The sequence below is a fragment of the Corynebacterium jamesii genome, from assembly GCF_046097395.1.
In the GTDB taxonomy this organism is placed as follows: domain Bacteria; phylum Actinomycetota; class Actinomycetes; order Mycobacteriales; family Mycobacteriaceae; genus Corynebacterium.
In genome coordinates this window covers 2,002,470-2,014,942 of record NZ_CP175789.1, presented here as the reverse complement: position 1 = coordinate 2,014,942, position 12,473 = coordinate 2,002,470, and the positions used below count along the sequence as shown (strand labels likewise).

General features: G+C 64.4%; 8 protein-coding genes and 2 tRNA genes. 1 reads left to right on the top strand and 9 read right to left on the bottom strand.

Annotated features, from left to right (window positions below):
• Positions 1 to 37: 37 nt before the first annotated feature.
• The 5 genes from ACKFRT_RS08970 to ACKFRT_RS08950 form a co-directional block, all read right to left on the bottom strand.
• The gene (locus ACKFRT_RS08970; protein WP_408925046.1) at positions 38 to 2,776 is read right to left on the bottom strand and encodes an MMPL family transporter; all 2,739 of its coding nucleotides are present in this window, start codon (positions 2,774 to 2,776) and stop codon (positions 38 to 40) included.
• A 1,102-nt stretch (positions 2,777 to 3,878) separates the two neighbouring features.
• Positions 3,879 to 3,967, bottom strand: a tRNA-Ser gene (locus tag ACKFRT_RS08965).
• Between the two features lie 347 nt (positions 3,968 to 4,314).
• Positions 4,315 to 4,479, bottom strand: coding sequence for a hypothetical protein (locus tag ACKFRT_RS08960; RefSeq protein WP_296216360.1), 165 nt, complete (start codon positions 4,477 to 4,479; stop codon positions 4,315 to 4,317).
• Between the two features lie 358 nt (positions 4,480 to 4,837).
• Positions 4,838 to 5,266 carry a nucleoside deaminase gene (locus ACKFRT_RS08955; protein ID WP_408926091.1) on the bottom strand — a complete coding sequence of 143 codons (429 nt, stop codon included), beginning with the start codon at positions 5,264 to 5,266 and terminating at the stop codon, positions 4,838 to 4,840.
• 84 nt (positions 5,267 to 5,350) lie between these two features.
• Positions 5,351 to 5,863, bottom strand: a complete 513-nt coding sequence (locus tag ACKFRT_RS08950) for a tRNA adenosine deaminase-associated protein (protein ID WP_408925045.1) — start codon at positions 5,861 to 5,863, stop codon at positions 5,351 to 5,353.
• Positions 5,864 to 5,903: 40 nt separating this feature from the next.
• Here ACKFRT_RS08950 and ACKFRT_RS08945 point away from each other — a divergent pair, with 40 nt between their 5' ends.
• A complete protein-coding gene (locus tag ACKFRT_RS08945; protein ID WP_408925044.1) occupies positions 5,904 to 7,028 on the top strand; it encodes a prephenate dehydrogenase in 1,125 nt (374 codons plus the stop codon).
• Positions 7,029 to 7,125: 97 nt separating this feature from the next.
• On the opposite strand, the gene ACKFRT_RS08940 is transcribed toward ACKFRT_RS08945, so the two are convergent.
• The 4 genes from ACKFRT_RS08940 to ACKFRT_RS08925 all read right to left on the bottom strand — a co-directional run bounded on the left by ACKFRT_RS08940 (position 7,126) and on the right by ACKFRT_RS08925 (position 12,261).
• Positions 7,126 to 8,256: a hypothetical protein gene (locus ACKFRT_RS08940; protein ID WP_408925043.1), complete on the bottom strand. Its 1,131-nt coding sequence runs from the start codon at positions 8,254 to 8,256 to the stop codon at positions 7,126 to 7,128.
• A gap of 790 nt (positions 8,257 to 9,046) precedes the next feature.
• Positions 9,047 to 10,168 (bottom strand): trypsin-like serine protease, encoded by a 1,122-nt coding sequence (locus tag ACKFRT_RS08935; protein ID WP_408925042.1) that lies wholly within the window; start codon positions 10,166 to 10,168, stop codon positions 9,047 to 9,049.
• Between the two features lie 56 nt (positions 10,169 to 10,224).
• Positions 10,225 to 11,331 carry a hypothetical protein gene (locus ACKFRT_RS08930; protein ID WP_408926090.1) on the bottom strand — a complete coding sequence of 369 codons (1,107 nt, stop codon included), beginning with the start codon at positions 11,329 to 11,331 and terminating at the stop codon, positions 10,225 to 10,227.
• A gap of 857 nt (positions 11,332 to 12,188) precedes the next feature.
• Positions 12,189 to 12,261 (bottom strand) — tRNA-Arg (locus ACKFRT_RS08925).
• Between the last annotated feature and the right edge of the window lie 212 nt (positions 12,262 to 12,473).

Below are 12,473 nucleotides of genomic sequence, written 5' to 3'. Positions count from 1 at the left end.
GGGCAGTAGCGCCTGCGCGGGCGCTGATCAGTAGCCGCTAGGCGCGCACGCGCTCCACCGCGCGGCCGTCGTTGTCCAAGCGCTGGATCTCCCCGGAGCGGAATGCCGTCTCCAGCTGCGAGCCTTCGATGTCGAAGGTCGGTAGTACGCGGTCCAGCCATTTCGGCATGTACCAGGTGGCCTTGCCCAGTAGCACCATCATCGCGGGAATGAACGTCATGCGGACCAGGAACGCGTCGAATAGCACGGCCGCACCCAGCGCGAATCCGAAGATCTGGATGAACGGCAGCGGCTGGAAGATGAAGCTGGCGAACACGCCAATCATGATCAGCGCCGCTACCGTCACGACCTTGGCGCCCATGCCAAAGCCGAAAATCACGGAGTCTTCCACTGGCGTGTACTGCGAGGTCTTCGCCGCCTCCGCGGATTCGTGCTTGAAGCGTTCTCGCATGCGCGACACGATGAACACTTGGTAATCCATCGCCAGCCCGAACGTCACGCCGATGAGGAAGATCGGCATGAAGCTGATCAGCGGCCCCGGCGATTCCCATAGCCCGGCCCAGCCTTCCTGCCACACCAGCACGGTCAGGCCGAAGGCCCCGCCGACGGACAGCAGAAATCCGAGTGCCGCCATGATCGGCACGGTGATGCTGCGGAAAATCATCAGCAGCAGCACCAGCGCCAAGCCGACGACCAGCGCCAAGTACACGGGCATGGCGTTTGACAGCTGCGTGGTGACGTCCTGCTGAATAGGGATCAGGCCAGTGATGCCCATGTCCACGCCAGTCTCCTTCTCGATCACGTCCTGCTGGCTGCGCAGCGCGTGGATCAGCGCGGCGGTGCCCTCGTCGGTCGGCCCGCCCTCGGGGGTGATCAGCAGCTGCGCGGCCAGCCCGTCGTCACTCTGGCCGACGAGCTGCGCGTGCTTCACATGAATGTTGCTGCCGAGGTTCTCCATCGTGTACATAAATGACGCCTGCGCAGCCGCCTTCGCCTGATCCGCGCCACCCTGCGCAGCCTGCTCGTTCGCGCCACCCTGCGCGGCCTGCTCATCCGCGCCACCCTGCGCCGCCTGATCCGCGCCACCCTGCGCAGCCTGCATGTCCGCCTGGCCGTTGATATAGGTAGCCAGCGCGGGGGCATCCGGGTTGGCGTTCTCGCCATTGACTACCACCAGGAACGGAGCATTACGCCCTGGCCCGAAGCCTTCCTCCAGCATCTCGGAGGCTTTGCGCTGGGTGGAGTCCACGTTGGCCGTCTTATCATTCGGCAGCGAAAGCTGTAGGTTCAGCGCAGGCAGAGTCAGTGCCGCCAGCGCCAGCATTACCGCCGCGATCGAGACTCCCGGGAAACTGTAGACCAGCCTGATCCAGCGGCTGGCCAGACCGTGCTTGTGGGCGCCGCTCTCCACGCGCTCGTGTTCCCCGCGCGCTACCGCGCGCGCAGCGCTCGCGCCAGCACCAGCCTCATCCCCGTCAGCCCCGTCGGCCCTGTCATCCCGGTCATCCCCGTCGGCCCCGTCAGCCCCGTCATCCCTGCCAACGCGTACCGCACGCCCGTTTCGGTTGCCCAGCCCCGCCGGGCCTCCCGTGAAGTACCCGTGCGCCGAATCCTCGCCCACGAGGGCGGAAGAGTACTGCTGCCCAAACGTGGCGTCCTTACGAAAGACCCTAGAGCCACAAGCCCCCAGCAACGCCGGCAAAAACGTCAGAGCCACAACCACCGCGACGACCACGCTGACCGCCGCGAAGTAACCCATGTACGACAGGAACGGGATGTTCGCCAGGCGCAGGCCCAGCAGCGCAACGGTCACCGTCACGCCCGCGAACACCACCGCCGAGCCCGCCGTCCCCGTGGCCAGGCCGATCGCGTCCGGGCGCGACCGCCCCTGCCGCAGCTCGTCGCGGAAGCGCGACATAATGAACAGCGCGTAGTCAATGCCGACAGCCAGGCCGATCATCAGGCCCAACGTCGGCGTGATGGAGTTCAACGGCAGCACTGCCGTCGCGCCGACCGTCACCAGCGCGCCGATGCCCACGCCCACGATCGCGGTCGCCAGCGGCAGCCCGGCCGCCAGCAGTGAACCGAACGTAAACGCCAGGATGATCAGCGCGACCACCACGCCCGCAATCTCCGAGACCGGCTCCACCGCAATCGGGTCGCCGAAGCCCGGGCCGCCGACTTCTACGTCCATGCCCGCGTCGCGCGAGATCTGGATCGCGTCGTACACCGCCTGCCGATCCTCGTCGGTCACGTCGGCGGGCAGCGGCACGTCGTAGCTGAAGGTCGTGGTGCCGTAGCGCCCGTCGGCGGAATACATGCGCAGGTTGTCGGCGTCTGCCTTCGCGGTGGCCTCGGGCAGCCCCTGCTTCGTCATCTGCTCGACCAGCATTGTGCCGAGCTTGTCGTTGAGCTCTACGGGATTGCCGAACTGCATCCCTTCTTTGAAGTCGGGGACGTTCTTTCTTAATGACGCCACCGTCTCATCCATCGCAGCCATCAGCTCTGGGTCCTCGAGCTTCTTCCCCTCGGGGGCTGCGAAGACTACGTTGACGTCGGTGGATTCAGCCGGGTTCTTCGTGCCCGGGAACTTCTCTTGCAGCATCTCGGTGGCGTGCGTGGAGGGCACGTCTTTGATTTCGAAGACGTCGTTGAAGCCCTTTTGGAACCCGAGGGCGGCTGCGGCGATGCCAACGAGCAGCAGTAGCCAGGCGGCAATCACCCGCTTCTTGTGTAGGTAGGACCATCGCCCAAGGTTAAACAGGATTTTCGCCACTGGTTGACCTTCCGCCGGCTTGTGAGGTGTGTAGTTGAACTGCGCAGCATTCGCAAATAGTTCTCGAAATATACATCCTACCGTAGCTAAATCCGCAGGTGGAATGTTACCAATGTTACGCGTGTTGCAGAAGTTTTCATCCGCCCTGACATCCCCTCCATAACCACCCCGACTCCACTTCACCACCCCTTCGGCCCCACCTCACCATCCTCCAACCCCGTTTCGCCACCGCTCCCCCTGCCTTGCCGCCACCCCGACTCCACTTCACTATCCTCCAACCCCGTTTCTCCACCCTTCACCCTGTCTTGCCACCACCCCGACTCCACTTCACTATCCTCCAACCCCGTTTCGCCACCGCTCCCCCTGCCTTGCCACCACTCCCCCTACCCTGCCACCACTTTTGCCCCCGCCCAACCCTCCAATACGCCGTTTTTGCCACCCCTTCAGCCCTCTTTTTGTCGTCAACTCGCACCAAATGATCGCCCCCGCAAAGGCAATGTCCAAAATCTACGAGTTATTGAAAGTAGCACACATGAAGCACAAAACTGCAGGCCGCTGACCAGCGCAAACATAATAGTTATATTTTAAGACGTGGAATTTTGGACATTCCCCAAATAACGGACGCAATCCCGCACCCCCTACCCAGGTATCCCCGGCCTCCGTTTAGCCCCTCTGCGGGCCTCACAGCGCGTCACGCCAAGACACGACCCCAATCGCGATGCGCCCAAGCCCCGCCGCACCCCCTCAGCGAACCTTAACTTCGCCGTCGCACCCCCTCGGCGAACCTCGACCCCGCCGCCACACCCCTTGGCGAACCTCAACTCCGCCGTCGCACCCCCTCGGCGAACCTTAAGCCCCGTCGCGCGGGGCTTAACCGCCCCATCCGCAAGCAGAAAAAACGGCTCCGACGAAGCGGCTATCCGCATTGTGGAAAATCACCCCATTCGCCCGTAGAAACAACTCCTGCCCCCAAGAAACAACTCCTGCCCCCAAGAAACAACTCCTGCCCACAGGCAGGATCCCTCCCGAAGCTTCCCAACACGCAAAAACCGCGCACCACCTCCGGGAAACTTCCCAGAAATAGCACGCGGTCAAAAATATTTGGCGGTGGCGGAGGGATTTGAACCCTCGGTTGCTACTAACAACACTCGCTTTCGAGGCGAGCACCTTCGGCCGCTCGGACACGCCACCTCAGTCCACATTTGCAGACTCGTACTAGCGTAACACCCCCACATTTTCGCAACAAAACCCCACCCCACGCGCGCAAATCCCCCGATCACAGACCACAGTCCCCCACCATGCGACGCTCAACCCCACCCTGCGGAGGTAAAAACTCCCAGTGGTGAACAGTCCCCCACCATGCGACGCTCAACCCCACCCCACGCGCGCAAAAGCCCGCCGCGAACTTCACTTCGTTCGCAGCGGGCCTGTAGCTCAGCACTACCGCGCTAGAGCCAGCGCCAGCATCTCAGCACATCGACACTCCGGCAATCCAGTGCGTCAGCGCGCCAGCGCGCAAAGCTTCAGCAGCTGAAGGCTTACTTCTCGCCTTCGCCGAAGACCTTGTCCATGCCCTTGTTCAGGCCGTCCTTGGCCTTGTCAGCCTTGTCGCCATCCAGCTTGCCGTCGATCAGCTTGTCGGCGCCGTCCTGGATCTTGTCGCGGTGCTCGCCTGCCATGTCCTTAGCCTTGTTCAGGTCCATTGTTGTCTCCTTAGTTTCGGATGTAACTAACTTTGTTCTAACTTGCGTGCCCCTAGCCGCAACTCGTACGACCAGAAGCACACATCCCAACGTAAGGACGTTCCCGATCCCTCGCCACCCACAAACCCTCAGACGTCCAGCGTTATCCCCTAAACCCGCAGTTGGGAGCCATGAATTAATTTTCTATAAAACTTATCGACGCCCACATTTCCCCCACTCCAGCCAGACGCAAACCGTCAACGCAGACGTGCGAAGAACCAGGCGAGGTCAATTACGGCGCTGGCCAGACGCAAACCGTCAACGCAGACGTGCGAAGAACCAGGCGAGGTCAATTACGGCGCTGGCCAGACGCAAACCGTCAACGCAGACGTGCGAAGAACCGCCGTAGCAGTTCTTCGCACTCCCCAGCCAGCACGCCTGCCTGAACCTCCGCCCAATGCAGCGGGGATTCCCGCGGCACGTCCCAGACACTGCCGCATGCGCCCGTCCGGGGCTCGTAGGCTCCGAAGACGATGCTGCCGATTCGCGCCCCCATCAGCGCCCCCGCGCACATAGCGCAGGGCTCCAGGGTGACGACCAGCGTGCAATTCTCCAGCCGCCAGGCGTCTCCGAGTTCGCGCACGGCCTCTCGGATGGCGAGGATCTCCGCGTGGGCGGTGGGGTCGCTGTCGGCTTCGCGACGGTTTACGCCCCGTCCGAGCTCTCGGCCGTCCGGGCCGAAAATCACAGCGCCGACGGGCACGTCGCCCGCGGGAGTCTGCGCCGCGACCTCCAACGCCCGGCGCATCAGAGCTTCCGCGCGCACGCTCCCCGCCGCTCGCGGCAGGCCCTCGCCCACGCCAGCGCCGCCCGCGTCCTCCACCCCCACCGGCTAAAACTCCAGCTCCACGCCCACCAGGTCCGCCAGCTCGTCAGCGAACCCCAGCTCGTCCGCCACACGCAAAACTTGCTCCGCCCCATACAGGTCGTCGTCGTAGAAAATGAGGGACATTGTCTGCTCGCTTGCCCCCAAATCCTCCAGCAGGTCGAAGTCGCCCTCGGGCCAGGGATCGTCGGAATCGTCCGCCTCTTCCTCCGTAGGCGCGTCAATATCGAGAGTCTCTAGCGCCTCGCTGGCGATGTCGTAGTCCAGGGCTGCGGTGGCGTCACTAAGTAAGATCCGCACGCCGCTCGGCACGGGGCGGAGCACAACGGACCAGTCATCTTCAACGCAGAGCAGCCCCACGACCGGCCCTTCCGCACGCGTGGCCCGCAACTCCGCGATCAGGTCGGGCAGGCTTTCCGTAGCGCGGGTGGGCAGTTCGCGCAGGTGCCAACGGCCGTCGGTGCGGATGGCGGACACGGCGAAGGTTAGGTCGCCGTTATCGAAGCTGTTGGTGCTCATGTTCCCCAACGCTAGTCTGCTTTGTGGAACACTGGGTAGCGTGAGCCACGAAATTTCTTCCGATTACCGCCTGAGCACCGTGCCCGAGGATCGCCGCCCGCTGTGCATCCTGGGGCTTGGCCTGATTGGCGGGTCGCTGATGCGCGACGCGCAGGCCGCTGGCTGGCCGGTGTTCGGGTGGAATCGGTCGGAGAAGACGGTCACGCGCGCGCGCCGCGATGGCTTCGATGTCTCGGGCGATTTGGAGGCCACGCTGCGCCGCGCCGAGGAGGCCGATGCGCTGCTGATCCTTGGGGTGCCGGTTCCCGCGCTGTCTTTTCTTCTGGACGCCATATCTCAGCACGCCCCAACCTGCGGCTTTACGGACGTGACCAGTGTGAAACAGGAGGTGCATGACCTGGTGGAGGCCAAGGGAATGTCCGACCGGTTCGTCGGCGGGCACCCGATGGCCGGGACGGCGAACTCCGGCTGGCAGGCGACGATGCGCGGGCTATTTGAGGGTGCGGTGTGGGTCGTGACGTACGACAACGCGCGGGAGCTCGCGGGGGGCTCAGGCGCCGAAAGTGCAGCGGGCGCAGCGGGCACAGCGGGCGCAGAAAGTGCAGCGGGTGGATTGGGCGCTTCAGGCGACAATGCGTCCGGCAAGCGCTGGCTGGACACGTGGGTGCGCGTGGTCGGCCTGGCCGAGGAGGTCGGTGCGGCGGTGGTTCCCGCGATTGCGCGTCGGCACGACAGCGCGGTGGGGCGCGTCAGCCACCTGCCGCACATCCTGGCGGAGGCGCTGGCCGTGGCGGGTGATTATGGCGGGCCGCTGGCACTGAGCCTGGCGGCGTCTAGTTTCCGCGACGGCACCCGCGTGGCGGGCACCGACCCGGATCTTGTCCGCGCGATGGTGGAAAACAACCGACCCGCAGTGCTGGGAGCCCTGGACCAGACCATCGAACTGCTGCAGGGTGCGCGGGAGGATCTTGCGAACCCGGAGCGTTCCCTGAAGTCCCTCACCGAGGAGGGGCACGCAGCCCGCGGCCGCTTCGAGGCCCGCGCGGGTCGCAATAAGGGAGACGCCTCCAACCGGCCCATCATCCGCGTCCGCCCGGGGGCTCCGGGTTGGGTGGATCAGCTCCGCTCGGCGGAGTCTATGGGCGCGCAGATCGGCATCTTTTAGCGCGCCCGGCTAGCAGTCCCCGCGCCTCAAGCCCCCGCGCCTTCGGCCATCGACTTCCAGTCCCCCGCGCCTCAAGCCCCCTACCTCAAACCCCCGGCTAGCAGTCTCCCTCTGCCTTCGCTGGCTGGGCGTCCTGCAGCAGGTCAGGCAGTTCTTTACCCAGGGCGTCCATACCCTCCCATGCAGTTGGCTCGAACCCATTGTTGGGCACAACCATAATCGCAACGGGCGTCATTTTTCCATCCGGCCCCGGCACAAGCCCCAGCTGGCGGTATATGAACCGCCCGTCCGGCTCCGGCCCCCAGCCGCCCTTGAACTGCGCACCCTTGATCTTCGCTAGCCCGTAACTGTGCTCCGGAATGATGTGCTCCATCCGCTCCAGCACAGGCCCGGACCCCTTCGAGCACCGGAATCCGTCCATGAAACGCACCTGATCCGTCAGCTTCCATTTAATCGCGCCGAACCCGATGTAAACCCCGTCCTCGAACTGCTTCGCCGCGTTTGTCGGGTCGCCTACGCGGTGCATGTAATCCCGGACTTTGTACGCAGCCGTGCGGTCGGATCCGTCGCCGACGTACATCCAGAGGCGGAAGGCGGCGTCGTTATCCGAATAGTGAATCGCCGCGTCCATGTCGGCTTCCATCGCTGCGCGCGGTGCGGGCCGCCCGCGAGCTTCGGCGCGGCGCAGTTTCTCCTCGGCCGCACCCGCGATCGGCACCTTGATGGTGGACCAGGCGCCTTCCTCGTTGAGGCTGCCCGCGTGCAGCGGCCCATCCTGCCCGAGGATCGCCACGCCGACCTTTACGTTCTTCTTTTTCGCGATCTTCGCGGCCAGTGCGTCGAGGCGCTCCTGTTGCTCCTCGTCGCTGGGCGGCTCGGCGGGCGCGGTTGTTTCTTGGCTTGTGGCGACGTGGCTTGCCGCGCTGCCTTCCTTCTCGACGCCACCCTTTCCAGCAATCTGCCCCATCACCAAACCACCCGTGACGGCTAGGACGGCGGCTCCGACAACAATGCCCGCGACGGTTCCCCCGCGGCCGCGGAATTTCCCCTGCCGGGGCTTCCCGGCCTCGCGGGCATGCCCGTCTTCCTGGCTAGCCCGGCCGACATGCCCATCCCCCTGGCTAGCCCGGCCGACATGCCCATCCCCCTGGGTAGCCCGGCCAACATACGGATTCCCCTGGTCGTGAGGACGGCTCGAAGCGCCCTCGAAGCGCCCATGCTCCGCCATTTTTCCTCCTTGACCAGGCTTTCCGTTACCGCCACGCACCCACGGCTCGACAATTGCGGACCCACAGCCTGAACGCTGTACGTCCAAGTTGGTAGTGCCACACACCCACAGCCCGAACGCTGCACACGTCCGTCTTCGCAGCGCTACACGCTCACAACTTCAGTACTTGCACGTCCGGCTGCAAAACCGCCATCGCAACAGCGCGCGATCGCACTCATTCTAGTTTGAAACAGCCCCTCCCGCTCCTGGAGAGCTTCACTCTCGCGATTCTCTTAGCAATTCCACAACACTGCTCTTACCCGCACGCCTCTGCCACACCCCACCCGCCCTGCGAACACTTCGGCCTGACCCACCAACACCCCGGCCTGCCTCTGCGAACATTTCAGTCCGCCTTGCCAACACTTCGGCCTGACCCGCGAACACTTCGGCCTGACCCTGCGAATATTTCAGTCCACCTTTCGAACACTTCGGCCTGACCCGCGAACACTTCAGCCCGATGAGCGCCTTCGCAACGCCGAATGTCCAAAATCTACGAGTTATCGAAAGTAGCATGCATGCAGCCCAAAATTGCAAGCCGCTGACCTGCGCAAATAGAATAGTTATGTTTTAAGACGTGGAATTTTGGACATCCCGCCCGTAGGTTCCGGCTCGACGCGGCGTCAGGCGCCGGTCAGGCCCGGCGCGAACGCCCCCGCCCCTCCAGCTAGGCCTGCCCCGCCAGCTAAGCCAGCCCGCCAGCTAGGCCGCCCCGCCAACTAGGCCTGCCCCGCCAGCTAAGCCAGCCCGCCAGCTAGGCCTGCCCCGACGCTCCCAGCCGCCGTCCCGGGCGCAACCAGCCCAGCGCGAGCGTTAGCACCAGCCCGGCCGCAGCCACCGTAAGATACCGCCCGACGTAATCTCCGCTGGTCTGCGGTGTTTTCGGCGGCGCGGGAGTGGTGTCCGCTGTCAGCACGCTGGACGTGTCGCGCCCGCTGGTGACGTCCTCGATCCAGGCTGCGGCGTCCGAAAGCGTGGTGATGGCCGCCGTCGGCGAGGGCAGATCCGGGTCTCCGTTGGCCGTGCCCGCAGTCGCGAGGCCTGCGAGTTTGCCGCCGACAAAAAATGGCGCTCCCGAGTCGCCGCCCTGCATCGCCGCACGCGAGAGGGACTCTGCCTCGAGGATGCCCCCTGCGATCTTCGGCATGACGCCACCCGCCTCACCTGCGGAAACCTCCCCACCGCCCATGGCGATCTCGGCGGGGACGGACTCCACGCCCTCCGGCGCGGGCACGGATTCCGAACCGCTCGGAGCCTGCGGGGCCTCAACCGCGCCGGCGCCGGGTTCGGGGGATCCGGGCTCTGGCATAGCGCCGTCGCCGCGGAGGATCTGTGGTGCGCCCGCGTCGCCGACATCACCGCCGCCGACATCACCGCCGTCGGCGCCCGACCCGGCGAGAACTTCCCGCACTCGCATCCGCGCCACCGGCAGATCACCCTTGCGCGCCATCAGCGAGCTGCTACTCCAGCCGTAGAGATTCCCCTCGTCGCCGTTCTTTGGCGAACTATCGGCCAACGTCGCCGGCTCGACTCCCTCGACGGGCTTGGTGAGGTGCAAGAGCCCGGCGTCCATAACAGGCGACAGCGACCACGAATCCGCGTCGTAGACAGCACCCGCGATGCGCGCCTGCGTGCCCTCGTTGGAGACGGATTCCAGGCAGTGCCGCGCCGTCAGCACCCACTGCGGGGCGACGAGCGTGCCCGTGCAATCGCCGAATTTTCCGACGCGCCCGATACGCAGGGATGCGACCGTCCGCGACTCCGCATTGTCCGCGGCGCGCTCGCCGTATTCCAGCGCGCTGGCGGGAGCCACGCACCCGCCGGCCAGGGCTGCTGCAGCCGCGATGGCTGCCATTCGTGATGCTAGTTTCCTCATGCTGGTCTTCATGCTGGTTCTCATGCTCGTCCCGTTCGTGCTGCTCGCTTCACTCCTCATGCTCGTCCTCCTGCGATCAGTCGGACCACCTGCGCGACGCATCGCTCCGCTGGCCCCTGCCCTGCAAACACTTTCCGTGTCGGCCCGGCGGCCAGCTTTTTCCATGCCCACGCGAACGCCAGGAACGCCGCGATAAACGCCGCCGCCCACAGATCCGAGTGCAGCGACACGTGCGTCTGCCACCAGAAGGCCGATAGCACGTGCAGGATGTACACCGTCAGCGCCATCGAACCCAGCGCAACCAGCGGATTCGTGGCCTTTACACGCCGCCCGACGATCAGGCTCAGGTGCAAAACGATGGCGGCGACGGCGATGGAGAGCACGATCTCGCCCAGCACGCCCGTGTGCCCGGTCGCGCGCGCCCAGCCGGGAAGGTCGGTCTGAAATCGCAGGTAGAAGCCGGTTGCTGCGGCGAGGCAGGCGATTGCGGTTGTTATCTTTGGGACGCCACCAGTCCCAGTGCCATCCTTCCCCACGTACACGTCGAAGAGGATCATCCCGGCGATGATGTACGCGACCCACGCGAAGTGAGGGTATGGAAGTGGCAGTTCCAGCGGGGCGTAGCGCCACGTTGCGGCGGCTGTAGCCAGCAGCAGTAGGGCGACTTTTGCAGCTGTGGGCAGTGGAGGCACCCAGGCGGTGGCGAGCATTGTTGCGCCGAGCACGACCAGCACGACCTGGATCTCCCCTCCAGCGGGCAGAAGCGCCAGGCCGATGAGGGTAATCAGTGCGCCGCGGGCAGCGAGCTTCGCAATGGTCTGCAAGGTGGTGGGCGCTTGCGTGGTTGCTTGCGTGGTTGCTTGCGCCTTGCGCGCGTTCCCGTCGGCGTCAGCTTGTGCCTGCGCTGCCTTCTGTGCTTGCGCGGCGGAGTGTGTGGAGGCGCGTGTGGCGGCGCGAGCGGTGGCGTTGGTCCAGATGAGCATCATGGTCACGCCCGCGATCACTGCGAACAGTGCAGCCGGGAGCCCCGACAGGATCACCTTCGTTTGCCATAGCGGGTGGCCAAGGTGCAGGTAGATCATCCCGAGGATTGCGAGTCCGCGGGCGATGTCGAGCCCGAGGATGCGCGGGCGTTTACTTGTGCCGTCGCCTCCCGCTGGCATCTCCGTGCGCTTCGCGTTGGCTGGCCCGTCGGCCGCCGTTTCAGCGCTGTTTACGCTGGTGGGGGCTTGGTCTCCGCGGGTTGTCGCGGAGCGCTTAAAGGTAGGTGTTTTTACCACCCGGCTGTCTCCTTTTTCAGTTCTCAAAATCTCAAAGGTTCCACGCCTGCGCTGGCTCACGTGCCCGGTCGGCGCTCGTCCATACGCTCCGGTCGGCGCCTGTCCACACGCTCCGGTCGAAGCTTGTCCACACGCCCGGTCGGCCAGCACTTAAGCGGAACGATTGTCTTTTTTAATCCCTGAAACTTGAACCCTCCTGCGCCGATTGTGAGAGTCCCCTGTTAGTTTCTTCCAGGTTCCCCGCGTCGCAGCCCCCACCAGCCTGAAACCGTGCCATTTTCCTTGCCCTTTAAGGCCCAATGTCCAAAATCTACGAGTTATTGAAAGTAGCAGGTTTACAGCAGAAAATTGCAGCACTCTGACCTGCGCAAACAGAATGGTTATATTTTAAGACGTGGAATTTGGGACATTCCCCCTTCGTGCCAGGCGGACAAAGACCAATTTTCAGGCCCCTCCCGAATGAGGGGCGCAATTTCGCACCCATACTCAGGTATCCCCCTCCCCCGTTTCGGCCGTCTATGGCGCTTACAGGGCCTCGACCTTTCGAGCGCTCAATTCCGAACAGCTACGCCCTCCCCGGTGTCCCCCATACCAGCGGGCACCACACTAGCGTCACCCCACCAGCGGGCAACACACTAGCGTCACCCCACCAGCGGGCAACACACCAGCAAGCACCAGTCCAGCGCATCAACACAAAACCCCCGCAGCCGGCGGGTTACCGCTGGCCACGGGGAAATTTGTGCGCCCGGAGGGATTCGAACCCCCAACCTTCTGATCCGTAGTCAGATGCTCTATCCGTTGAGCTACGGGCGCATCACCGCCGCCCCAAAGGGCATCGATTAGGTCTGCAAGGTTGCCCTTGCAACGCAGATTAACTTTACACACCGGGGGCGCAAAACAACAAATCCCCACTTCACCAGCGGAAATGGAACCACGGCCGCCACGGGAAATAGGTAGTGCCCCAGGACCGTCACGGGAATGAGGTAATTCGCGTGACCGCCATGAGAACGAGGAAGTGCACCATG